The organism is Pleionea sp. CnH1-48, from assembly GCF_024124665.1.
In the GTDB taxonomy this organism is placed as follows: Bacteria; Pseudomonadota; Gammaproteobacteria; order Enterobacterales; family Kangiellaceae; genus JAMXSB01.
Genome location: NZ_JAMXSB010000004.1, coordinates 371189 through 395841, shown reverse-complemented (window position 1 = coordinate 395841; position 24653 = coordinate 371189). Strand labels below are relative to the sequence as shown.

Annotated in this window: 17 protein-coding genes and 1 riboswitch; of the genes, 4 read left to right on the top strand and 13 right to left on the bottom strand. The window is 41.2% G+C overall.

Annotation, left to right across the window (positions count from 1 at the left end):
* Positions 1-11 precede the first annotated feature (11 nt).
* From NH399_RS08705 to NH399_RS08690, 4 genes are all read right to left on the bottom strand, one after another.
* On the bottom strand, positions 12-1082 hold the full coding sequence (locus tag NH399_RS08705) for an aspartate carbamoyltransferase (protein WP_253038949.1): 1071 nt from the start codon (positions 1080-1082) through the stop codon (positions 12-14).
* A gap of 105 nt (positions 1083-1187) precedes the next feature.
* Entirely contained in the window at positions 1188-2636 is a 1449-nt protein-coding gene (locus tag NH399_RS08700) for a sodium:solute symporter family protein (RefSeq protein WP_253038947.1), read from the bottom strand.
* Positions 2637-2640: 4 nt separating this feature from the next.
* Positions 2641-3087, bottom strand: a complete 447-nt coding sequence (locus tag NH399_RS08695) for a hypothetical protein (protein WP_253038945.1) — start codon at positions 3085-3087, stop codon at positions 2641-2643.
* 466 nt (positions 3088-3553) lie between these two features.
* Complete coding sequence (locus tag NH399_RS08690) at positions 3554-4630, bottom strand: type 1 glutamine amidotransferase domain-containing protein (protein ID WP_253038943.1); 1077 nt, start codon at positions 4628-4630, stop codon at positions 3554-3556.
* Positions 4631-5002: 372 nt separating this feature from the next.
* Here NH399_RS08690 and NH399_RS08685 point away from each other — a divergent pair, with 372 nt between their 5' ends.
* Both NH399_RS08685 and NH399_RS08680 read left to right on the top strand, forming a co-directional pair.
* Positions 5003-6664: a hypothetical protein gene (locus tag NH399_RS08685; protein WP_253038941.1), complete on the top strand. Its 1662-nt coding sequence runs from the start codon at positions 5003-5005 to the stop codon at positions 6662-6664.
* Positions 6665-7029: 365 nt separating this feature from the next.
* Positions 7030-8169 (top strand): LamG-like jellyroll fold domain-containing protein, encoded by a 1140-nt coding sequence (locus NH399_RS08680; protein ID WP_253038939.1) that lies wholly within the window; start codon positions 7030-7032, stop codon positions 8167-8169.
* 164 nt (positions 8170-8333) lie between these two features.
* Here the strand turns inward: NH399_RS08680 and NH399_RS08675 are convergent, their stop codons facing one another.
* Positions 8334-11153: a bifunctional aconitate hydratase 2/2-methylisocitrate dehydratase gene (locus tag NH399_RS08675; protein ID WP_253038931.1), complete on the bottom strand. Its 2820-nt coding sequence runs from the start codon at positions 11151-11153 to the stop codon at positions 8334-8336.
* 425 nt (positions 11154-11578) lie between these two features.
* On the opposite strand from NH399_RS08675, the gene NH399_RS08670 reads away from it, so the two are divergent.
* Positions 11579-12187 (top strand): DUF5565 family protein, encoded by a 609-nt coding sequence (locus tag NH399_RS08670; protein ID WP_253038929.1) that lies wholly within the window; start codon positions 11579-11581, stop codon positions 12185-12187.
* A gap of 125 nt (positions 12188-12312) precedes the next feature.
* Here the strand turns inward: NH399_RS08670 and NH399_RS08665 are convergent, their stop codons facing one another.
* From NH399_RS08665 to NH399_RS08640, 6 genes are all read right to left on the bottom strand, one after another.
* A complete protein-coding gene (locus NH399_RS08665) occupies positions 12313-13344 on the bottom strand; it encodes a hypothetical protein (RefSeq protein WP_253038927.1) in 1032 nt (343 codons plus the stop codon).
* A gap of 232 nt (positions 13345-13576) precedes the next feature.
* Positions 13577-15970 carry a metallophosphoesterase gene (locus tag NH399_RS08660; RefSeq protein WP_253038925.1) on the bottom strand — a complete coding sequence of 798 codons (2394 nt, stop codon included), beginning with the start codon at positions 15968-15970 and terminating at the stop codon, positions 13577-13579.
* Between the two features lie 235 nt (positions 15971-16205).
* Positions 16206-17000: a phosphotransferase gene (locus NH399_RS08655; protein ID WP_253038923.1), complete on the bottom strand. Its 795-nt coding sequence runs from the start codon at positions 16998-17000 to the stop codon at positions 16206-16208.
* 20 nt (positions 17001-17020) lie between these two features.
* The gene (pnuC, locus tag NH399_RS08650; protein ID WP_253038921.1) at positions 17021-17635 is read right to left on the bottom strand and encodes a nicotinamide riboside transporter PnuC; all 615 of its coding nucleotides are present in this window, start codon (positions 17633-17635) and stop codon (positions 17021-17023) included.
* Positions 17632-17883 carry a YkoF family thiamine/hydroxymethylpyrimidine-binding protein gene (locus NH399_RS08645; RefSeq protein WP_253038919.1) on the bottom strand — a complete coding sequence of 84 codons (252 nt, stop codon included), beginning with the start codon at positions 17881-17883 and terminating at the stop codon, positions 17632-17634. Before NH399_RS08645 ends, pnuC begins: the two co-directional genes overlap by 4 nt.
* Positions 17884-17893: 10 nt before the next feature.
* On the bottom strand, positions 17894-19996 hold the full coding sequence (locus NH399_RS08640; protein WP_253038914.1) for a TonB-dependent receptor: 2103 nt from the start codon (positions 19994-19996) through the stop codon (positions 17894-17896).
* A gap of 90 nt (positions 19997-20086) precedes the next feature.
* Positions 20087-20262: riboswitch (TPP riboswitch) on the bottom strand.
* 342 nt (positions 20263-20604) lie between these two features.
* Between NH399_RS08640 and NH399_RS08635 the strand changes: the two genes are divergently transcribed.
* On the top strand, positions 20605-21603 hold the full coding sequence (locus NH399_RS08635; RefSeq protein ID WP_253038913.1) for a serine hydrolase: 999 nt from the start codon (positions 20605-20607) through the stop codon (positions 21601-21603).
* A gap of 78 nt (positions 21604-21681) precedes the next feature.
* Here NH399_RS08635 and NH399_RS08630 read toward each other — a convergent pair whose 3' ends face one another.
* Together NH399_RS08630 and NH399_RS08625 are read right to left on the bottom strand one after the other, a co-directional pair.
* Positions 21682-22083 carry a DUF6746 family protein gene (locus NH399_RS08630; RefSeq protein WP_253038912.1) on the bottom strand — a complete coding sequence of 134 codons (402 nt, stop codon included), beginning with the start codon at positions 22081-22083 and terminating at the stop codon, positions 21682-21684.
* Positions 22084-22467: 384 nt separating this feature from the next.
* On the bottom strand, positions 22468-24546 hold the full coding sequence (locus NH399_RS08625; RefSeq protein ID WP_253038911.1) for a TonB-dependent receptor domain-containing protein: 2079 nt from the start codon (positions 24544-24546) through the stop codon (positions 22468-22470).
* Between the last annotated feature and the right edge of the window lie 107 nt (positions 24547-24653).

The following is a 24653-nucleotide window of genomic DNA, read 5'->3' as shown; positions in this document are numbered from 1 at the left end:
TTAGTAATAGACTATATAACATCCATTACTCGTTCCATTCGCTGACACATACAGGTTAACAATGCCATCCTCAAGAATACGGCACCACGAGCTTGCGCGAAATACCAGTTGTGTGGCGTCTCATCCAAACTGGCATCTAACTCATCACCACGAGCTAAAGGGTGCAGAACAATCGCATCTTTCTTTAACGGAGATTGGTCGTTCAAAACAAAGCTTTCACCAAAGGACTCATAATCATTACCAACCCAAGCAATCGCGTTGATATAAACGACATCCAGTTCAGGTAATACAGCACTAAACTTTGTTGTTAAAGTAAGCTTCAAGCCTCGGCTTTCTAGCTGTTCACGCTGATTATCGTCAAATATCAAGTTAGAACTGCCATCGTGAATAATGACGATTTCTTCAAAAACCTCTGGAAAGAAACTAAAAAGTTTTAAAAGACTTCTAACGGTCCTCATTTTATTGGGAACACCAATAATACCGACTTTGATTTTTTTACCAGAACGTTCTAATAGCTCTGGTCGCCACTTGTAAATAGTATAAAGATCGGCAAGCGCTTGAGTTGGATGTTCATCGATACCATTACCTGCATTAATAATCGGGATCCTGAGGCTATCCATCATTTCTTGCACTGAGTTTTCACTCGAATCTCTTAAAACAACGCAGTCTCCGTAGTTGTTAAACATTTCTGCGACATCACCGAGTGACTCACCTTTAGCAATGCCTGTGGTCGCCCGGTCAGTGATAGACATGATATCGCCACCCAATCGATGCCAGGCACTTTCAAAAGATAAACGCGTTCGAGTACTTGGTTCGTAGAAAGCGCTGATGAGGATTTTTCCTTTCAGCGGCGTACTAAACCGCTCCGGATTGCTTTCATACTTAGCCGCGAGACGAAATAGTTGTAATAAGGTGTCTTTACTAAATTGATCACTGGAAAAAATATGTTGAGACTCCAGTGATTTTAAGTGATCGCCATCCTCAACAATGCAACGCAATAGTGCTTTGGGATGAGCGTCACCATAGACATCCAATGTATCTCTCGAAAAAGACACTTTCTCTTTGAGTTGAGAATCTACCATAACCGATCCTTTTTCCAATCTTTAAAAAACAGTGCCAAAAGAATCAAAGGAGAAAAACAAGTGATCCCTAGCGCTAGATAAACAAGTAATTGAAACCAATCGAGACTAATCAACATGGTTGAGTACTCCTTGGTTAGAAGGTTTGTCGTTTAATCGGGTCCATTCAAAGTTAACGTCTTTGATGTACATGCCGATCAAACAGATTAAAAGTGAGAACACACAAGAAATAAGTGCCGCAACGTAGAAACCGATGGTGAAATAACCAATCAGTCCGAATATTGTTCCTAATGCCATGGCAACCCCAGCTGCAGTCCCCGATAGTCGTTTGTAATAAAGTCCAAATACAATCGGCCAAATGGTGCTGGCGACAAATGCGCCTGTAAAGTTGAGCAGCTCTCCTAAGGTTGTCAACTTGGGCAAGCAAAGTAACCAGGTGAATAAACCAAGCGATACAATGATGTATTTACTGGCCTTTAATAAATTTTGTTCATCTACCTTAGGATTAATGAGGCCTTTATAGATGTCTTTTGTAACCAGATCGCTCGTTGCAGCCAGCAGTGAATCCAGGCTCGATGCCAGTGCCGAGAAAACCACAATAAAGACGAATACAGCACCAACAGTACCGAGTAATTTAGCGGCAATCATTGGGCCGATCATATCGGCGCTCGGTGGGTAAATTCCCAAAGCTGGGGCAGACAGAGCGACAAATCCGGTGACGATAGGAACAGGAAGCCATAAAAGCCCAGAAAGTAAAAAGGCTCGTTTGCCAATGTTTTCTTTAAATGCGAATGCTCTGGACCACCAGACATTCGAATGGAAAATTTCACCAATACCGAAAAAGATATTGTTAAACAGAAACATAATTGCGGCAGGAAACAATAGATTTAGAAGCTGAGGGCTTTCTTCGCTGACTGACGTGTAAATGGGCTCTAGTCCAACGTCCTTAATGCAAATGAATCCAATAATCAAAACACCGAGCAATATGATGATGGTTTGTACAAAATCAGTTGCGATGACGGCACGTAGTCCACCGAGCAGTGTATATAAAACACAAATGGTGAGAATGGCAGTCATTCCAACATGATAATCAAGGCCACTTAAGGCGGATAGCAAAATGCCACCGGCCATGCCCAAGCTGACTAACCAGCCAAATGCGTAGAATAGTGAAACGATAAGGAAGACAATCCAGGCAAATCTCCCATAGCGGAGCCTAAAGAAATCACCGCAGGTATATCCTTGTGGCATCAACTTCTTGATTCGTGCAGCTAATGGGGCAAATAAAATTAATCCTAGTGCAGCCATCGAGTAACCAATCATACCCCAGATCCCAAATTGATAAGTCAGCTGGGGCGCTACCAGTGTCGTATTACTGGTGATCCAGGTAGCCATGGCAGTTGCAGAAGCAAAGGCAAATCCGACATTTCGACCAGCCAGCATAAAATCATCAATAGAACGATTCTTTCTGCCGAGCCACCAGCCGAATAAAATCCATAAGGATCCAAATACCACTAAAATAGCTAAGGCCCAATTCACTGGGATAGTCACTATGTCCATGAATTTACCGTTGTTTTGATTGTTGTTCGAAACGGCCCGAAAAATACAAGGCAGAAAGTAAGACCAGAAATAGAATGCCACCCAGCAGAAATAGCTTGATCGCGTCAGTGAGCTCTCTGTGCTTTACGTCAACCGTAGCAACGTTACTCATTTGCTGTTCCGAGCTGTCGGTTAATCTGAAAAAGTAACGTCCATCTTTAAACCCGCTCAGGGCTATTTGACGAGCACCAGACAAAGCGTAGCTTCTTTTTATCTGAGAGAAATCACTATGCGTACTAAGTTGCAGTTTGAGTTCTTTATTTGACAGCACATCATTCCAACTCAAATTAAAATAGCCTTCACTGGAATCTTGTTGGGACGGGGATAAGACGAGTGTATCGCCACTATCAGCAATACCACTACCCGCAAACGCCAATAATATCGCGAAGAAAAGTATTTTAATTGACTTCATTTCTTTAGAATTATTGATGAGTGTTCAAGTCATCTTATAATAAATATACTTTGTACTCAAACTAAAAGACCTATTAAAACCGACAGAGAATGCTCTGGTTGGTATGAAGGGTCTTCATCATGAAAGGCTCTTTACAGCTGTATGATGCAGTTTGGTGGTCAGTTAGTATCCAATGATTTCATCAAATGTCCTCCTGAGCTTCAAAGTTTCATTCCTTTGGCCAAGCTCTCACCTATTTTTTTATAGAGCTCAGGTAACGTTACGAAAACAGCTCCCCTTTTGTTGATATCATGGTCAGACCAGTATCTTCCTCGGAGCAATAATTGACACACACTTAAAAAGGACTTACGACTATCCTCTCCCCCAAACTTCCTTGTAACTCAAAGATTAGCCAATCGCGGCACTTGAATCAGCCAACCTAAACAGGACTCTTAAGATCAAGATTCAAGTGCCAAGATTCTGTTGTTTATTTGACCAGAGCCTTTAAATCTTGTGCCAAACTTAGAATGTCGAATCCTTTACCTGTTTCAAATTGCATAAAGGCCAATATAGAGTGCATGACAATCAAAACTCTCTGATATGATTCTGGCTGTTTCTTAAGTTCTGCTTTTGCTGCCTCCAAACCCTGATCTTCATATATCTGTAGCAATTCAACAGAAAACTCCTCGGGCGTTCTTATACGCGCTTTCGGCGTGTAACCGAGTTCTTCAACGACCATTTCAGCCATGGCCCATACCGACCAGGGATTTTGCCCTGTGATAAGTTTACCATCTCGACTCACTTGCTCTAAAAACGTAGTGCCAGCTTGAAATTGTGCGCCCTGTTCAACTAATTTATCTTCCAGCATAAAGGGGAAGATGTTTTTGGCATCAGGAATAATCGTTAACTCTTCCTCGTTGGTAAAACCACTCACTTGTTTGTTAGCCAATAGCATCTCACCATTGTCTAACTTCACATTCACCAGTGCCGAGGGGCCATGGCACACTGCGCTAATGACTTTGTTATTTTGATAAAGTGACTTGATGATACGCTGAATGTCTTTGTTGTCAGGAAAATCAAACATGGTTCCTTTACCGCCCACAAAATACACAGCTTCGTAATCTTCGGGATCTATGTTTGCCAAGGGAATAGAATTATCTATCTGTTTCTGGATCTCGGCATCATTTAAGAAAGCGTAGTCGTACGCCCCCATATCTTCACCATCAACGACAACGGGCGGCTTTCCACCTTTAGGACTGGCAATGTCCACTTCAAAGCCATTTGCAATGAACACCCAGTAAGCCCGAGCCAGTTCAGTATGCTCGTACCCTGTCTTTTCTCCCTCTCCCATGGTGTCTACATTGGTTACAACCGCGAGAATTTTGCCTCGATAGGCTGGAATATCTTGTGTTACATAAGGTAAGTCTTGGGTTTTAGTGTGTTTGAGTGCCTGAAAATGGGCTTTATCGGGTAACAGGCTTTTAAGCCATTCTTTGCCGCCATAGAGAGTGCCAAACAGTGTCAGAGCCAGAATAATGGTCGAAATCAGTATTTTCTTTAGCATAATGTCTACCTCGTATATTTAGGGGTAGATTATCTGGAGACAAGTGAAATTGATGTGAAATTTGAGTCGAATGCTATCGAGTTAATTACACTCTCCAACAATGATTAACATGTTCAAATTTGCTTCCTTTTGTTTAGATATGCTTTAGAGACTGAACACTTAGTGTTCTCTCTGTGCTCTGCTTAAACTTCCTAATGAAATTTCAATAGATACTTAATGAAACCTTAAGAGAATCTTAAGGCTTCAAAACCATTATCAATGCAATATTTTTCGTGGATTAGCGCTGTGTAGGGACATAAGCGTTAATCAAAATCAGCTGATGTGCTGTTTACATACTAGGAAATATTATAAAAGTCTTATTAGGAGTAATATATGTTACAGATTAAATATTTTTGCTTACTAGGCGTTGCCACCCTTCTGGGAACATCTACGTCTGTATTTTCAGAAGAACATGAACGTCAATTACCTGCAGTATCCTTTAGCGATACGATGATACAGAATGGTCGATTAAAGTTCTCAGATCCACAGGAGCTTGAACAAAAAATCGAGCAGCTCAAGCTTTTGCCAGAAGAGAAGATCAAAGATTCACTGCGTCCTGTTTACCAAAGAGGATTTCACTCTATTCGCCCTTTTTACAAAGATGAAGACGCCCATTTAGTTCAAAAGTACGAGCTAGAAAAAATCAAACAGCTTGAATATAGGAATGGCCAATCGATAAAAGCCACTATGGACCTGGATTCTGATGATAACCTGATTGCAGACGATGTATTTGCAGCAATGTTAAATAGCGATCACGAAATTCAAGTGGGTAACCTCGTCTACAAGTATACCCAGCACGGTATCTTTTCCAGCGAACTTAAACAAATTCCCAAGCTCTACGAATATATTCGAGATTTGAATACTCAAAAAGCTTTATCACAAACCTCAGCGCAGAATAGCTGTTTAAAAACTTCAGAAAAATCTCTGGAAGAAATTACTATCGCTGACGGAATTACACAATATAAGAAGAACTCTACTTGTAAAGACTCGAGCGCACTAAAGCATGAGCTATCGCTGAGACTCGAGCAGAAAACGTTCATGAGCAATAGAGATGGCGGTACGTGTCAAGTAGGTGATCGAATTTGTGATAATGACGACCCCGTCAACGGCGGTGGTGGTGGTTCCGGTGGTGGCTCGGGCGGCTCAAATGATGAGTATTATGATAATTTAGCCCGAATATACCTCAGCTCATTGGATTATTGTAAACCTAGAGATGCAACGATTCCGCTCTTTGGAGTATCTCAAATATGCATTAAGAGATTCAACAGTAAACACCGTGTAAAAACTAAGTTTTGGAATCAGGATTATAAAGTTTATGCATCCATTGGTATTAGTAACTTAAATCAAAGACGCAAGTTAGGTATATGGTGGAACCGCACAACGGATGAATTGAGACTAGGTATTAACCAAGTTTATTTCGAATACACCTTACCGACTCCTGACTACAGTTCACTTGCTCCTGTAACATACGTGTTTAAAAACAAAGTTTATAACCGGTATGGTACTTACATCGGCCCCTTTAATTTTAACGGTAGTGGAACCGTTAAGTTTCCTTTCAACACAACCAATTTTGACACCATTCAAATCATTGTCGACCTTCGTGTTTTCGGTATCGGTGGCGACGTCAATGAAACCATAGATGCTAATATGGTCAATAGTCTATTCTGGACTCACCTGTGGTCTAAGGCAAAAGAGATAGCTAGAAATAATGGTGCCAAAAATATGAAGAGAGTAATGCTAACCGCATATACTCCTAATAAAGCAGTAATTAATTATGTTGATCGAAGTTATCGTAAAGTAAGAAGCAAATACATTCGAAAAATCTTTGATAGCCAAGGTGGCATAGGACTTGTTTTTTCTGACAGCAGTGGCAAATTCAAACCAGGCTTTAAACTTCTTGACATGATTTCTTATAGAAAAGCTAAGATTGACGTTTATGGCTTATCTCGCTCAGGCAGTACTTGGTTAGGCAATAAAATTAAATTCGAAGAATAACGCTTCACTATGGAAGAAAGAAGAAATTATCTTCTTTCTTCCTTGTTGCAAAAGCAAGTTTTGCTTCAGTCTAAATATAATCTATACATATCGCATATCTTTAATACTATTACGAAATACCAACAAACTCTCATTTATTACCCCAGAAGTATCTGTGAATTTTTATAAAGGTGACTCCGTTCCTGGTCAGTGACAATATTAACCTTTCTTCTCAATCTAATTATTGGTAGTGTTTCTTGAGGTCCTCAGCGCGGAATGAGCACTCATGCAGTGATTAATATTTCCTAGGCTCTATTAAATAGCACTCATCAAGATAAGAGATTTTTTAATATTTTAAAACGAGTTCACCAAGCATAAACACAACAATGAAATATGAGATAAATGGAAAGCTCATTGATATGGAGCTTAACAAAATCTACTTAGATAGTGGGGAGCAGAAGGTTGAGCCACTTGTTATCGCCGTACTTGTTGTACTCATTAGAAATATTGGAAAAATAACCACACGCGATGAATTAATCAATCAGGTCTGGCCAGACCGCTCGGTTAGTGACAGTTCAGTCAACCGAAACATAGCATTGCTGAGAAAACTACTAGGGAAAAACTCAGAAGATGAAAGCTGCATAAAAACCATTCATAAAAAAGGATATCTTTTACAGGAAAAAGACGTTAAAAGTATCTCTTTAGATCCCGACAAGAAAGCCAATAGTTACGAATTATTCCTGAATCAGCCAGAAATCAAAGCATCCCAACCGGAGCTTTCACTCCGCTACCCAGTAACATTTGTCATGTCAGTTGCATGTATTACATTCTGCATCTGGTTTTATTTTCTCCAAGACTCCAGTGCTATTGAAAAAGATGAATCTTCTCAAAATATCATTAAACCCGCATTGATTGAGTCGCAGATTTCGATAAAGCCAAAGGTATCGACTCAAGCATTCTGCTTGGATGGCATTCATGATTATGTGGAAATTAATGACGTTAAATCGTTGGATCTGGGTAGAGGAGATTTTTCAATTAGCGCCTGGATAAAAACCAGCACTAGTAAGATGGTTACCATTGTTGACTATCGAGTAGAGAATAAAAAGCAAGGCGCTAAAGGATTTAGTTTGTATGTTTATAAAAAGAGCCTTGGCTTTCAATTAGCCGACAGAGTTGGAGATTGGCATTGTGATAACGCTAGCTCTCTTTCTTCTTGTTCAAACTGGTTAATAGATGAAATAGTAGCCGATGGTTCCTGGCATTTAGTTACCGTGACGATAGACCGAGACAATACCGCAGGACTAGTGTTCTATATTGATGGTAAAAAAATAGCTAGTAAAGATCCCAGCTTTCGCAGTCGTTCCATATCTAATCCAAATCCTCTTCGGCTGGGAAGCCGTTCATCATCAAATTCATCGATGTTTTCTGGTTTAATTGGCGAAGTTAAGCTTTATAACTATGTTCTTCTTCCAGAATCTATCGAACAAGATTTTAATAAAGGAATAAAAAGAAGTTGTTTAAAATAAAGTTTGCGAGTTCTACTTTTTGTCAGTTTAAACAGGAAATGCAGCACCGAATTGAAATTAACTCAACTCGGTGCTACTTGCCTAACTGTTCCAAAGTCCTTTTTAGAAATAGTTAATAGCAAGCAATCGATGAAAGTGCTTGCCTAGTTTTAGCGGTAACTTGCCTACTCAGCGTCAATCACTTTTACTGGTACAGCCGCTCCACCTTTATGCTTGGTGCTGAGCTCTTCTACTGGCGGAGCAAAATCCGTCAGATTGATACCATTAACAGCATTCTTGTATTCTTCGATACTGGGCGTACGTCCAAGAATCGTTGAAAGAACAACAACAGGGGTTGATGCCAACAATGACTCACCTTTTTTCTCATCAGTATCTTCAACCACTCGTCCTTGGAAAAGACGCGTAGAAGTTGCCAGTACGGTGTCACCTTTCTCTGCTTTTTCTTGGTTACCCATACACAGATTACAACCGGGACGTTCAAGATACATAATGTTTTCGTATTTTGTACGAGCCACTTCTTTAGGCTTATCATCGTCAAACTCAAAACCAGAGTACTTCTTAAGAATGTCCCAGTCGCCTTCAGCTTTCAGTTCATCAACAATGTTATAAGTTGGTGGCGCAATAACGAGAGGCGCTTTGAACTCTACACTTCCATTTTGCTCTTCAATGTTTCTGAGCATCTGAGAAATGATCTTCATGTCGCCTTTATGAACCATACAGGAACCAACAAAACCTAAATCAACTTGCTTGGTCGCTTGGTAGTAAGAAATCGGACGGATGGTGTCGTGAGTGTATCGTTTGGATACATCGTCATTGTTCACATCGGGATCAGCGATCATAGGTTCGTTGATTTCATCCAGATCAACTACCAGCTCAGCAAAGTACTTAGCATTGTCATCAGGAGCCAGAGCAGGATTTTCTCCGCTTTTGATTTCACTGATTCTCTTATCAGCCAGCTCGATTAACCCCTGAAGAGTTTGAGCTTCATTGTCCATACCTTTGTTGATCATGATCTGGATGCGGCTTTTGGCAATTTCCAGAGACTCAATCAGCGTTTCATCTTCAGAAATACAGATGGATGCTTTCGCTTTCATCTCGGCAGTCCAGTCAGTAAAAGTGAACGCCTGATCAGCAAGCAAGGTACCAATGTGTACTTCGATAATACGTCCCTGGAAGACGTTATCACCAAACTGTTTTAGCATTTGAGCTTGAGTAGCATGAACAATATCACGGAAGTCCATGTGGCTTTTCATGCTGCCTTTAAAGGTTACTTTAACCGACTCAGGGATTGGCATGGTCGCTTCACCTGTCGCAAGTGCCAAGGCTACAGTACCGGAGTCAGCACCAAAAGCGACACCTTTAGACATTCTTGTGTGCGAGTCACCACCAATAATGATCGCCCAATCGTCTACCGTAATATCGTTGAGTACTTTGTGGATCACATCGGTCATTGAGTGATAAACACCTTTGGGATCACGTGCGGTGATCAAACCAAACTTGTTCATAAACTTCATCAGTTTAGGAATGTTAACCTGAGCTTTCTTGTCCCATACCGAAGCGGTGTGACAACCTGACTGGTAAGCGCCATCAACACTTGGAGAAATAACCGTCGCAGCCATAGACTCAAGTTCTTGCGATGTCATCAAACCTGTTGTGTCTTGTGAACCAACAATGTTCACTTTTACACGAACATCAGAGCCAGCATGTAAAGCTGCTTTTGAAGTTACGCCGACAGCGTTTTTGTTAAAGATTTTTTCTACCGCAGTCAGTCCCTGCCCTTCGTGAGAAATTTCTTTAGAAGCAGCAAAAACCTGTGGTGGCTCGATGCCTAACGTAGCTGCGGCAAAGTTCTGCAATTTTTTACCAAAGACAATGGCATAAGAACCACCGGCTTTCATAAACTCAACTTTTTGTGGCGTGAATGCTGAAGATACATCAACAAGCGCTTCATCACCTTTGTAAAGTTTCTTCTCTTTAGTGTTAATGGTTAACACTGTGCCAGTGTCAACAGAGTAAGCCTGTTCTAAAACAGGATCGCCGTTAGCATCTAATACTGTGTTGCCGTTCTCATCTAACTTCTTCACCCAGTTTTTCAGGTCAAGACCAATACCGCCCGTCACACCAACAGTGGTTAAAAAGATGGGTGAAATACCATTAGTTCCTGCCACAACCGGCGCAATATTAACAAAAGGAACATAAGGACTTGCCTGCTTACCAGCCCACAAAGCAACGTTGTTCACACCGGACATACGAGAAGAACCCACACCCATGGTGCCTTTTTCGGCAATTAGCATCACTTTTTTGTCAGGATGCTGATTTTGTAATGCCTGAATTTCTGCCTGAGCTTCAGGAGAAATCATGCACTTTCCATGAAGCTCTCGGTCAGAACGCGAGTGCGCCTGGTTTCCAGGTGACAATAAATCGGTAGAGATATCACCTTCTGCGGCGATATAGGTTACAACGTCAATGGTTTCGTCGATATCAGGAAGCTTGGTAAAGAAGTCGGCTCTGGCATAGCTTTCTAGAATATCCTTCGCAATCTCGTTGCCTGCCTTATACGCAGTTTCTAATCGCTCGGTATCGGCTTCGTACAAGAACACCTGGGTTTTCAGTACTTCACCGGCGGGTTTCGCTACTGCGGCATCATCGCTTAAGGCTAAATCGAGCAGCACCTCAACAGAAGGTCCGCCTTTCATGTGAGACAACAGCTCAAAAGCAAAGGTTGGCGAAATTTCGGCCACAACGGCTTCACCAAGAATGATGTCTTTTAGAAATGCCGCTTTTACGCCAGCTGCGCTGGTGGTGCCAGGAAGCGTGTTATAGATAAAGAACTTTAAAGAGTCTTCGCGGTGCTTGTGTTCAGTATCTTTGATTTGAGTAATAATCTCTGATAACAACTCAGCACTATCAATTGGCTTCGGATTCAATCCTAAATCCTGTTTTCTGGTCTCGATTTCATCCATGTATTCTTGGTACAAACTCATTCAAACCTCACTGGGCGCGTCATGTGCATAAATAGTTAAGCTAATTTTATCTGATTTCGTCGCATCTAGTAATCATTAGACTAATAATCCTTGTTTTAACAGCTTTTTAGATTAAAGCTTAATCATATTGAGCGTTTTTTGGCGTGATATATTAGAGAAATCTCATGTTAATTAACTAAGTTATTGATAATAATTATTATTCTTAGAGAGAATTCCAGACTGTCCGATAATCAAAAGCCCTTCTTTCTTACCCAAAATTGGTCCAGTTTGTTTTTTGGAAACTACAGAATCGCTGAATAAGACAGGTTACCTTGAGTCTACTATTTGGCCAGATTATAATGCGCCTGTTGAGCGATACAGCTCAGCTGGTGCAGGTCTGGCGGATTCGTCTTAATTTTAACTTCTTGATTTAGAGGATATTTAAGATGAAAAAAACTCCTTCTCTTTATAAACGTAATTACGATGATAAAGAAAGACTTGTATATGATGATGTGATTGAAGGTAGTAAATGGGTCTTACAGGGTGAAGGGTTTGCCACTGTAAAGTTCGATGGTACAAGCTGTCGGATTCGAAACGGTCAACTGTTTAAACGCTACGACCGAAAACTCACTAAGGAAGCGGCCCGTAGAAAGAAGCGCAATGGATATGTTCCTAACGTTGATGACTACAAGCCAGCGCCCGATAAGTGGGAAGCAGCCGAACTAGAACCCAACCTTCATACTGGACATTGGCCTGGATGGGTTCCCGTCAATTCCGATGCGCCAGAAGATCAATATCATCAAGAAGCTTTTGATAAAAGTCTCGAAGACGGAACTTATGAATTAGTAGGTCCCAAGATTCAAGGCAATCCTCATCAGCTTGATAAACACGAATTATGGAAGCATGGCAGTCAAGTAGTTGAGGTGCCCTTAACTTTTGATGGATTACGCCAATACTTTTTGGAACATCCTATGGAAGGCATTGTCTGGCATCATCCAGACGGTCGTCTTGTAAAGATTAAAACTAAAGATTTTGGTATTCCATGGCCTAGATAATTTGTGCTTAATGAGCCTACTTCGGTAGGCTTTTTCTTACCTTTTTATACATGACTTAACCTAACAACTCTTCTCGTATATTCTTTTCTAACACCCACACACCCTAAGCCTAAGTTGAAAAGTTATCAGGACAACATATCTTTAAGACGAAGATTTTTATCGTAGATATTGATCAACTGCTGAAGCTCATCTATTGATGAAGTACTTATATGCTCCCCGCCCTTATCCACTAACAAAGGTTCCCGTTCCATTTTTGCTATAAGTGTCTTTAGTGACTTGATACCGTGACTTTGTCCTGAAGCGGTTTGAAGCGCATCTAAAATAGATGTTAGTTCAGACCATTTTAAAGGTGTTTGATCAGTGGCAGTTCTGTTTTGATGCTTTTTACCAACCGGATACTCGGACGCTCCCTGATACTTCTCTGGAATAATAAAATCAGTGTCAATTGACAGTTCAACAACTTGATGAGATTTGTCAATTAGCTCAACGATATCCTCGTAGTAAACCACTTCATTACCCAAAAGGATGCCTGATTCAGAGGTGTACTCTGTCAATAGATCCGTCGAGAAAGTGCCACCATAACTTCGCATCAGCTTTTTGAAGTCACGTAAAAAGCTATTGAATCTTGGTGTATTTAAGTAAGCCAGATCGGAGTTGTCGACGTAATGGGTATGAAGCTCACTATTACTAGAATATTTGAGCTTTTTATTCCAAAACTCCTGTAAGAACACATCACTCTTGATATATAAAGCCATGCAATCCTTTGTATGCAATAAACAAAGAGGCTCTTCAAAATATGAGTAACTTTCGTTACCAATATCTTCAACCTCAATCAATCTAGGTGCGTCTACGATATTTTTCTTTTCTATTTTGCCTTTGTTCTTTACGAACAATGTGCTGGGGAAAGCTCTATCTTTGATAAATGGGCCTTTGTAGAGGTCCAGAAGATTAAACTCTCCGGTGGCTAAATAACCATTGTTTAAATGCTCAAAAGCATCCTTAATATTTAACTTTTCCAGATAGAAATCGACGACAGGAGTCAAAATCTGATATTTCTTTGTCAGACTATGAAACTTTCTAAAGAAGCTCTCGAAGTCGAGTGAAATTTCAGAGTTTTTGGCCTTCAAAGATCCACCAACCAATGTCTTTTTCATCATCGTAGCTCCAATAATTACTGCTGCTCTCAACTTTGACGACTTTCACCTCCTAGAGCCTCCGCTCTCATTACCCAACAACTCTGTTAACTTACATTATCAGATACATTAAGTATAGATGTGGCAACAATCAGACCAAGGAACAAGATACAAAAATGTCGGGGGTAAACCTGTACCTCTACTTAACGATGGCTAGGAGCAAAGCTATAGATGCCCTGCTCCTAATCAGTAAGACCTACCGTGTAATTATATCGAAAGCAATGATGCCTCCGTCAGAGTCAGTTCCATCAATCTTCACGTTCGTACCTCTATCAACTACGTATCTGTTTCGGCCATTCCAGTGATGGGCTGTTTTAAGACGATAGCGATTTCCTCCTAGATGCTCTCTTCTAAAGAACTCCCAATGACTTAAATTCTTAGACCTCGCATCTAGATAATAAGAATTACGGTCGGCTTTTAAGAAATGCCGATTGTGTGTCATAAAGCCAACTTTACCCTGTCCATTCTTATCCAAGTAGGACACCATGGTATAGATTTCGTGGCTTCGAGCCGATGTGCGGTCAGCTTTAACATTACCACCGCCTCCGTTTTCTGCGCGTAAATACTTATTATGCGAGTTACGGATGCTAACCCGCGGGAAAACGCGCTCACTGTAACTCTGCGCGTTACAATGTTGAACACACATAATATCCAAAGCATACCAACCCGGCTCATTTTTAGTCGCATCGCTCGAAACATTATCGTTACCATTGCTTCTTGCTGAGAAATAGCGACCAGTATGAACTTTGATTGCCACCTGACCATTGCCAATGCCTTCAATCTTGAACTTTTCCCAAGGGCCAATGACTTTGACATTCGCCATCAAGTTACCATTATCGCGCGCTGACAAGTAATACCCCTCAGAGGTTTTAAAAGCCACTTGATTATTTGGAAGAGGAATCAGTTGAAATCTTTCGTGAGTGCGAGCGCTTAGTCTGTCTGCTCTAACATTAGCGCCCCCACCATTTTCAGCTCTAAAGTAATAACCCTTCAAGGTTTTGATCGCGACTTTTTCGTATTCAGGTTTAACAAACTCAAGGGTTTCAGTACCTACAACCTGAACATTATGATTTTCGCTGTTGATGGTGGTCATTTCGACCTTGCTAGGCAAAAAGCGAACAGACAAATAACGACTCGTCATCGCAGAGCCATTAAAGAAAACCGGCACTTTTCTGCCACTGGGGAGTGTGATCTTATAATCCATTGACTTGGGAGGATGATAAGTACCTTCACTATCATAATATTCTCGTCTGTCACTGCCAATTAAATCATGTAAGTGCCCGGCAAAGATCATTTTTACTTGAGGGTGTTTATCTAAAATTCGAATGAATCGAGTCCAGTCGGGATGACCGTTATAAAGCCCGTCACCAGCCATTAATGCATGCATGTTTAGGACGACAGTCTTACCTTTTGCTTGAAGCAAATTGTCATCGAGCCAGTTCAACGATTGATTAATATGAAAGTGATGTACTTTTTGTCGTCGACCATACGTTTGTGTAGTCATCTCATAAAGCGTAGGATCAATGGTTACAGAATACGCAGGATTTTGGTGGAGTTGAACAAAGTGATAGTCTCCGATTTCAAAAGAGTATGCGAGACTTCCATCATGACGATTGTTCAAGATTGAGTCATTGCTACGATGATCGAAGTGCTCCGTAGGTATGGAGCCAAACCGATCAGTAAAAATATCAAGATATTCAGCGGCTCTTCCCTTACGATCACGCGCATAGTTTTTATAATCGTGATTGCCTAGCCCCGGATAAATGTTAAATCGGTTATCGGTTTCCCAGTGCCAATTGTATTTTTTAAACTGCTTATAGTTTCCAATGTTAGTGATATCGCCATTAATCACAATACCAGCGAAATGATCAGTGCCTACTGACTCTCGGTGTCTACGTATACTCTCAATATGCCATTGGTTAGCCACCTCTGAGCTGCCAGGACCGTCCAGACAAGTTTTAGAAATGCAGAAACCTATCTGTGGATCGGAAGCAAACACCATCGTAAAGTCATTCTTGTTAAACTGAGAAAATTCGTAGGAAGTATAGGCATCATTAACCATGTTTCCCACATTACGAATGTCTTCAAAATAGGTTCGACAGTAAGCAGGCTGCCCTATCGCATTGTCACACATTTTAACTTTGTGTCCTTTAGGCACCTTAATGGAAGAAATATTGTTGTTAAAACGAACGTTTCCTTTGCCGTAAGAACACACTTGTTGAACAGCTCCTCGATAGCCAGCATCAACATAAAATTTAAGACAGGGTACGACTCGAATAGACGACAATTGGTCGTTGTATGAATTGCCTACCCAAGGGGTATTCTTGTTTAGTGGTAGTTCCCACCCTTTAAAGTCGCCGTGTTGATATGCGATAACCATAAAACCATCTGGAATTTTAATTGACGATACATCGTCGTTTCTCATTCCTCTGGCTAGCAGAGCTTGTATATCATAATCCCCAGGTGTGAGAGTAACGGCGTAGCCGCCATAGTTACCATGTTGGTATAAAGTGACTGACAAAGCATTTTGCGATAAAAAAATAATAAATATCGATGCCAGATATTTAAAAGTACTGAGTAGTTTAACCATTGCATCCATCCATTTTATTAGCGTTATATTGATTTTGGTGAGAGCGAGGAGAAACCTCTTAACGTGATTATTATTGTTGTTCAACGCTTGAAAACGGGAGAACGATATCACAGTTCAATGTTTGTTTATGAGATTAGATAACTAATCATCTCAAAAAAATGAAAGTTGGTTATAAACTGAAGATTTGGGAGTGTCCTTACTCTTATAGTCTATCAAAGCAATCTGATGTTGAGGCTTAACCTTCCTGCCCAACAACTCGAAACCATAACTCACAGGTAAGTTTCACGAGTTCATCTTGCTGCAAGGTAGAAGCCAAGGCATGTTCTTCTTCGATACCACTGAATCCACAATACTTGTTAAGCAGCAATTGAGCCTGAGAACCATCGAAACCATTAACATCAATACAAGAAGCAAGATCAAAATATCGATTACCCATCGCAGCATATTCCCAGTCAAAAACCATTCTACTTGATGAAAGGCCCACATGCTGCAAGGATAGGTCGTTATGACAAAGTACCTTTGAACTTGTCTTAGTATCCGCAAAAATTCGCTCGGCTCGTTCGACTCTGTCTCTTAAACTAGGATCAATATCGAGTTTCGCAGCTTCAATGTAACGTTGCCAAACTTCTGGTAGCGGCAATGGTTGAGCATTAATATCTGTATTGTGAATGGCCGCTAGAGTTTCGGCAAGTATATCGATTTTTTGCTCGATGGCAGCATCAAGTTTAAGCAAGTTATCACCATCAAACCAGCTTTCTACCTGACAACCAAGCTCATGATTAAAATAGACAGGCTCCATCGCCAAATGATGCTTAGAAAGCCGCAACTGCAACTCATATTGTGCATCACGGCCTGCAGGCAGTAATTCATCTTGCTCAAACAACTTAAGAAAGAATCGTTGTTCGCCACTTAGCAACACAAAACTATGATTAACTTCGCCTCCAGCAACTGGCTGAATGGTCAGCGGCGTTTCAAAGTTACCACTACTTTGCAATTCGGCTAGAATGTGTTGAAGACGAGTATTCACCATGCAACCTCTAAACTTTGTTTTCACGTATTCTGTGGCGACATACTTTGGACATGATGTTTACGCCAACTAAAGTACCCGTAAATAGCAAACACCGTATAGAGAACAAATAGGCAACTAGTGAGTGCCAAGCCTTTTTCAAAATAAAGATAAGACGCAAATAAGTTAATGACGATCCAGTAAAGCCAGTTTTCTAACACTTTGTGAGCCACCAAAACTGTTGCAAACAGACTAAACACTGTGACAAACGCATCCAGATAAACATATTCTGGGTCAAGTTGCGTTGCGGCCAACATGCTGATGCCTAAAGCTAATATAAATACCAGCCCTGTCCACTTTGCATGAGTCAGTAGTGACCAGCTGACGACCTGCAATGGTTCATTGCTCGCCCCCTTCCACTTCACCCAGCCATAAACCGCCATGACCAGGTAATAGGCGTTCAAAAAGATATGGAATGGTAGCGACACTTCCCAGAACAACCAAACATATATGCCTGTGCTTACCAAGGCACAAGGCCAGCACCAAATACTTTGTCGTGCGGCTAACCAAACATAGCCGATGGCAGTGATCACTGCTACGACTTCTAAACCGGATTGTGATGTTATCTGCTCGATGAGTAGCGTAAAGAAATCATTCATAAGACTATGTTATCACCCTTTAAAAACTTACAAACAAAAATGGCTTGCCCTACTTCTTGATGACTGCGCTCCATTTCTGTCGCCAGTACTGACATAAGATGCTGATAATCGCCTTTAATGATGGTGCAGGTAGCATGAGTCTGAACCTCCAGATTTTCATACTCATTGATACGTTCGATAAACGTTAAAATGTGAGCAACGTAATCTTCTTGTAATGGGTACAGAGAAATCTCAGCTACCAGCTTCATATCAGTTTCCTCAGAAAGAGTAGTTTAAGGTTAACCCGACCTGACGGCCGTTGCCTAATTGGAAGTAAGGTTCTGCAGGTGAATAACCGTCTCGGGGATCATTGCTGAATCCACCAAATCCACGAACATAGTATTCTCGATCAAGCAGGTTCTTCGCCCACAATGAAAGTTGCCAATCTTCCAATTGATAACTCAGGCTGGTGTTCACTAAAGTGAAAGATGGCGACATTTCGTTGTGTCCATCAGAGAAACGGAAATCGTCTTTTCCTTCTACCACAAGATACCAGCTGATGTTGTCAGTAATCGCCAAATCAGAAGCCATGTTAAAAGTATAGCGAGGCGATTGCGCCTGATCCTGTTTTTCTACCGTGGTGCCATTCGCTAACTGGTAACCTTCGAAGGAAGCTCTTAGGTAACCAATATTTGCGTTAACACGCCAGTTATCGGTTAGCTGAAAACCTGACTCAAATTCAACACCATAGTTTTTACCCACATCAGCGTTATCAATAATATCGATAAAGTCAGAAGAACCGTCAGGGCGGGTCTGAACATCAAAATCACTGATTTGAGTATTTTCTCGATCCATATAAAAAACCGCCACGCGCACATAGCCATTAAGATCAGCTAGACGATTTTTAAGACCTAGTTCATAGTTCCAGTTGTACTCAGGTTCAAAGAGTCGCTTGTCTTGTGAGACTCGCTCGTCAGGGTTAAAACCGCCTGCTTTATAACCTCGAGAAATACTGGTGTAGAGGTCGCTGGTTCCCATGGCATAATTAGCAACGACTTTCCCGCCCACAATGGTTTCGTCAGATTGACTACTGAAACCGCTACTGTCGGCATAATCAATTTGATAGTTGTCTGCTCGCAATCCTACATTCAACGACACTTTGTCCGTTAATGCTGTTTCAGTATTTACATAGACCGCACGGCTTTGCGGTTTGTACTGGCTGGAAAAATCGCTGGAAGCAAAAGTATACTGGCGCAATAAAGACTCTTCGATGTTGCGCAGATAAACTCCAGCTACCCAATCAGTGCTTCCATTAAACAGGGCACTGGTCTGGTTCGACAAAAAGCGAAGATCAACACTGGTGGTGTCTCGGTCTCTCAGGTAATGATCTTTAGATTGGTATCCATCAGGGTGAAAACCGACAAACGTCCAATCTTCGTCATAACCATAGCCAAGATCAGAGGTAGAGTGACTGGCAATAGCTACCCACTGCCCTGAACTTACCTCATGCTGCCACTTGACTCCAAAAGCATTGGTTTTATGCTGATCAAACCCTGGTTCATCGGATCGAGTTAAGCCATCATTATCCAGAGAAAAGTCGTCATAACCATTGTCAATATCAATGCGCTGATAATGCACATCAAGAGTAGAGTTTTGCGAAATACGATATTTGAGTTTTAAACGACCAGTGAACTCATCGTAGCCAGTGGTGTCGTCACGGTTAAGATGAATGTTTTTAATGAAGCCATCGCTTTTGTATTGTTGAATCGCAACTCGAAAGAAAAGATCCTCAGCTAGCTCTCCACCCGTCGCTCCGCCTAATGACCAAGTGTTTTTCTCCGCGACCGTTGCGGTAAATCGAGTGGTTTGATGCTCATCGGCATCAGCCGTTTTAACTTTTACCATACCGGCCATTGCGCTGGCACCAAATTCAGTGGCTTGTGGTCCACGCAGAATTTCTACCTGCTCGACATCAAATAATGTGCCGACGCCCGCAATACCAGAATAGTCAAAGTCATCGATAACAAAGCCGACTGATGGATTTACGGGTTCACTAAACTGGCTTCTTTCGCCAATCCCACGGATCTGAACAAATCGGCCTCTTGAGGCACCGCTGGCAAAGTTAACGTTAGCAGCTGCGTTTAGAATGTCTTCAAGATGTTGAGCCTGACGTTTTTCAACGAGCTCTTTTGATAGTACGGTGACACTGGCTGGAAGATTTTGTATGTCTTTAGCACGAAAGTTAGCTGTTACAACAACTCGATTTTCGTCTTTTTTAGATTCGTTTTCTGTATCGCTATCTTCGGCATAAGCTTTGCCCGATAGCGCCAAAATAACAGCAAGTGATAATGTCGATAGTGAAGGGTTAACAATGTTATTCATGTGGATCTCTTCGTATTAGTTCGATGAAAAGATCAGGTCTTACGGCAAGAAAACGGACACTTAATAGGTAGCAATGAGCATCTAACGGATTGTACACTTTATGACCTTCCCTACGCCGGAATTACCCGGATCAGGTTTCAGGGCCTATTGAGCTTTCAATGATGTTCTTTGCTTTTAGTTGTGGCAAAAACAATCATCCAAAAAACAACAGGCCCAAGGGTTCCCTTTATTAAGGATCTCAGCGCTTAGCACCCCTTGGTTCTTGTCATTCACTGTGATGACACGGGGCGCATAGTACCAGTTGTATCTCCGAAATCAAAGATTTTGATGATGCCAACAACAGTAATTGCCTGATACAAGCTGAATGAATAGCCCTTAACTTATCGTTTTTAGATGCAAGTGTGGTACTTCATAAGAATAGAAGCCAACCTGCGTCCCTCCGATGCACTTCACAACTTACCCCACCTCCAATAAATGACGTTAACCCCGTAGCTCTTTGAAATCCGTTCACAGATGTTGCAAGCATTTGAAAACTGAGTGAAAATCGCTGCATTCACATGGCAGTATCACGCCACTAAAAAACACAATAAGAAACGGATGGGTCATTAATGAAGAAAATAGGCTTAGTATTTTTTGCCTTACTCATGTTTAGCCAAGCATCAGCCACTGACAATCGCTACAAAGACACATTGTTAAAGTCAATAAAAGGTACCGGATTTAACGGCGTCCTACTGCTCAGCCAAAAAGGAAAAGTTTTACTGCATGAAAACATCGGATTTGCAGACAAAGACAAACAAATGCCCATTAATGATGAGCATTTATTTAGCCCAGGCTCTGTTGGAAAGGAATTTACCACTGTCTCCATTATGCAGTTGGTCGCAGACAAAAAGCTTCGGTATTATGACAAAATCTCTCATTTCATAACGGGCTTACCTAAAGGAAGTGAAAATATAACCGTTGAACATATACTCACTCATACCTCAGGATTGCCAAGAATCAAATGGAAAAAGAACATACAAACTTCTGAAGTTATTGAGCAAATTAAGAACAGTAAAATACAATTCGAACCTGGGAGAGGCTATTTATACTCTAACTTAAATGTCATTCTCAGAGCTTTACTGGTAGAGAAAATAACAGAAAAACCTTATATCGACTTTTTAAACAAGTCGATATTTAAGATCGCATCAATGAACGCATCTTATCAGCAAGAGACAAAAGGTAAGGAATCAAAAAACAAAGTTTACGGTGATTACCCGACTTATTTAAAGGGAGTCAGTATTTATGTAACGCCAGAAGACTTGTTGAAGTTCGAAAATGCGTTAAACAAAGGACAGCTAGTAGACTTTGCTGAAATCGAGCGCTTCCTTCCAGGAGATAAGCTATCAGGTAAAGACAATCGAGCTTACTTTGATTTCGGGCGCTATTATACGTCTGAGGAAGGAAAGTTAAAGTACTGGGAGCATGATGGCTCAAATCCAAATCATCACACCTTGAAGCACCATAATTTTGAGCAAGATTATACAATTATTTTGATGTCGAGCGATGGAAACAAATCAACGCTCTATGAAATACGCAATAACATTGTAAAGCTACTTTCAAGCAAATAGGTGAAAAGGCGAAAACTTTTGACAAAGGTCTTCGCCGTAGTTCAAACAGCAGTGAATTGCTTGAACTCTAGAAACCAATTACAGATGAGAAACGAATTTTTCAGCCAGCTTAAAATAAGTGTCTAAGTGTTTCTTCGTTTCTTTCTGACGATTGTTTTCTGAACTGATGTGAATGTTCTCAACAACGTCAGCAATTTCTTTCGCTAGCTTTTGCTCATCGCCCTTTAAGTTTTCTGCGTAGTAAGCAACGCTTTTTTCTAGCGTGTAAGTAATAAAGTGGATCTGTTGCAACTCTTGCGCATCCAGTTTGGTTTTGCTCTTGATATCTGATGTTTTTTCAACGAAGATTTTTTTAGCATCTTGCATTGTAGTGACATCTTTCACTTTAATATGCTGAACGGGTTTTTCTTTTGATTCTCCACCGGCTTGAACATTCATAGCCAAAGGAAGGACAAATAATAATAGCGCTAACTTTTTCAAAGTTCTTCTCCTACCGCCCATCACAAAAATCATCAGACATCGGGGCGACTTCAATATCTGATTAAAATAGTTGAGCTAATTACCCATAGACGTAGGATAACCGATTCAACGCCTAAATGTAACTAATTCTCATTTACAGATTCTTATTTTGAGGTCGAATTCCACATTGCTTAAAAATAAAGCTACTTTATGGGCCTAGTTTTTGGGGAAGCTCATGGCAACCCAAATTAATGTAAGTTCGAGAAGCTCTATTCAAACCAATGAAAATAAAGGAGTTTATGTTCTTAATGTAAAATCTAGCATCAGCAAAAATAAGCAGAACTTTTGTCTGAAGCGACTGAGCCCAATATTAATCACTCAGTCGCTTCATTGTGATTGCGAGCTCTAAAACAGGTATCGCACCTGAACTCTCATCGTTCGAGGCTCGATAGGATGGAAGTGATTATCTTCGATACCAGCGGCATCTTCACTAGGTAACCGAGAAGCATAAAAGTAGTCGATATCATGGTCATCGCTATCGAACAAATTCAGCACCTTAACGTCGATTTGCCAAGATGAAAGCGTGTGCGTGATGGCAAAGTTAGTAACAGTAAAGTCGTCAGACTCTTGCTCGGCAAAGCTATCTAATGGGCGTTTGCCAAAGTGCCGTAATCTGAGGCTTGTGCGCCAGTTATCTGCCGGGCTCCAGTTAATACCGACACTGGCAACAAATGGTAAAGCACCTTCAATACGGTTGCCCTCTCCGTCAGCGGTTTCGCGAAAACGAGCATGAGACCAGGCTAATTCAACATCTGCGCTGAAGGCTTTGTTGAACCAATAGTAGCCCGTAAATTCCAGCCCTTGTCTTCGCGATGCTCTACCCGCCTCTGTGTTGCCTGCATCGCCAACAAAAAGTAGCTCTGAATCAAGTTCGAGAAACCATAAACTTAATGACAGGTTGTATTGATCTTGCTGAGCGTAGTATAAGCCCAGTTCTGCTCCCTCTCCACGAACGAGTAAATCCACTTTGTCTGCAGCATCACCCGATACCGGGTCAAGGGTAATCGTCGCTCCGCGAGCATCATTAGAATGGAATGATTGGCCAATGTTAAAGTAGCTGTAGAGTTGACTGTTTAACTGATACTTTAAGCCCGCTTTAATACTTAGCAAACCATCATCGGCACTACCGCTATTCAAAGGATTATCGCTATTAACCTTAACATCCAAATGATCGTATCGAATACCAAGGTTAGCCATAAGAGCGTCTGTAAAATCGATATCGCCTTTCCAGAACAAGCTAATAGAGGACTCTTCAACGGAGTCTTCACGAACAGTGCTTAAACGTTGCCTTTGTTGAGTTTTATGCAAACCAACGTTTTTAATATCATCAAACCGATACTGTAAGCCCACCGTTTGGTGAATATGATTATCGCCAATGTCAGTTGTAAACAGGCGCTTCAACTCTCCACCCAGAATCCTTCTATCATCGACCTGCTCAAACTCATCACCATTAACAGGATCGTCTAGAAAATAGGTAAAATTTGAAAACAGCAATAACTCAGAATCAACAAAGTATGCGTCAGCTACCCAATCGCCGTTATCAAAATGTGCAGAAAGACTGTAGCGACTGGACTTTCCACCCACATCTGTATCGAGTGATCCCAGATTGTCGATTAACTGCTGTGATACGGCACGTTGTGGTATTTGATCGGCAGCATTCCAACGGTTCTCGTAACCCAGAAAAGTGATAGTAAATAAACGCGAATCGGTATCGCTGACAAATTTAAGCAGCGCGTTATTTTTTTTCACGTCTTCCTGAATAGTGCTCCATGGGCCATCATAACTGTGATTTTCCCAGCCGACTAATAAACGCTTATTAGCGGACGGGGCTAGCTCATGAGCAATAACACTTCGCTGATAATTGTCCTGACCTAATTCCAATTGGAGCATAGAACGCTCAAAGTCATTCGCCAGATGGAAACGAGCAGTACCTGCGGCAGAGAAATCTCCATCCTCCGCGTAATAAGGACCTTTGCGATAATCAATACGTTGGACAAACTCAGGAGCGATAAAGTTGAGATCGGTATAACCTTGTCCATGTCCGTGGGTACGCATGTTAACAGGCATACTCTCAACAGAAGTGCTAAAGTCAGTTCCGTGATCTAAGTTAAAGCCACGCAAAAAATATTGATTGGCTTTTCCCGAACCACTGTGTTGAGTCGCAACCATTCCCGGAACAAACTCAAGAATTTCTCCTGTTCGTAATACAGGACGTTGCTCTATTTCACCACGAGAAATACTGCCTTGTGAGGCTGAGATATCTTCTCCTAGACGTTTATCGCTACGACCAACTATAACCATTTTGTTTTCATCGTCGTCTTCGCCGTGTTCAATTTTATCGCTGGCAACGAGGCTAATATTAATAAACAAAAGTGGTAAAACTAGAAGCGATTTTCGCCGATACATTATGTCTAATGTACTCACTTTATAACTCCGAGATGGTAGAAGTTTTTTAAAACAAAAAACTCTGCTAAATAGATTAAAAAAGTGAGGATATTTTACATTAATGATAATGATTATCAATATCACTA

Excerpts from the sequence above, each read along its gene's own strand:
- NH399_RS08675 (WP_253038931.1), bottom strand. The coding sequence starts at position 11,153 with ATGAGTTTGTACCAAGAATACATGGATGAAATCGAGACCAGAAAACAG.
- NH399_RS08640 (WP_253038914.1), bottom strand. The coding sequence starts at position 19,996 with ATGAATAACATTGTTAACCCTTCACTATCGACATTATCACTTGCTGTT.
- NH399_RS08695 (WP_253038945.1), bottom strand. The coding sequence starts at position 3,087 with ATGAAGTCAATTAAAATACTTTTCTTCGCGATATTATTGGCGTTTGCG.
- NH399_RS08655 (WP_253038923.1), bottom strand. The coding sequence starts at position 17,000 with ATGGTGAATACTCGTCTTCAACACATTCTAGCCGAATTGCAAAGTAGT.
- NH399_RS08690 (WP_253038943.1), bottom strand. The coding sequence starts at position 4,630 with ATGCTAAAGAAAATACTGATTTCGACCATTATTCTGGCTCTGACACTG.
- NH399_RS08700 (WP_253038947.1), bottom strand. The coding sequence starts at position 2,636 with ATGGACATAGTGACTATCCCAGTGAATTGGGCCTTAGCTATTTTAGTG.
- NH399_RS08680 (WP_253038939.1), top strand. The coding sequence starts at position 7,030 with ATGAAATATGAGATAAATGGAAAGCTCATTGATATGGAGCTTAACAAA.
- NH399_RS08660 (WP_253038925.1), bottom strand. The coding sequence starts at position 15,970 with ATGGTTAAACTACTCAGTACTTTTAAATATCTGGCATCGATATTTATT.
- NH399_RS08645 (WP_253038919.1), bottom strand. The coding sequence starts at position 17,883 with ATGAAGCTGGTAGCTGAGATTTCTCTGTACCCATTACAAGAAGATTAC.
- NH399_RS08665 (WP_253038927.1), bottom strand. The coding sequence starts at position 13,344 with ATGATGAAAAAGACATTGGTTGGTGGATCTTTGAAGGCCAAAAACTCT.
- pnuC (WP_253038921.1), bottom strand. The coding sequence starts at position 17,635 with ATGAATGATTTCTTTACGCTACTCATCGAGCAGATAACATCACAATCC.
- NH399_RS08635 (WP_253038913.1), top strand. The coding sequence starts at position 20,605 with ATGAAGAAAATAGGCTTAGTATTTTTTGCCTTACTCATGTTTAGCCAA.
- NH399_RS08670 (WP_253038929.1), top strand. The coding sequence starts at position 11,579 with ATGAAAAAAACTCCTTCTCTTTATAAACGTAATTACGATGATAAAGAA.
- NH399_RS08705 (WP_253038949.1), bottom strand. The coding sequence starts at position 1,082 with ATGGTAGATTCTCAACTCAAAGAGAAAGTGTCTTTTTCGAGAGATACA.
- NH399_RS08685 (WP_253038941.1), top strand. The coding sequence starts at position 5,003 with ATGTTACAGATTAAATATTTTTGCTTACTAGGCGTTGCCACCCTTCTG.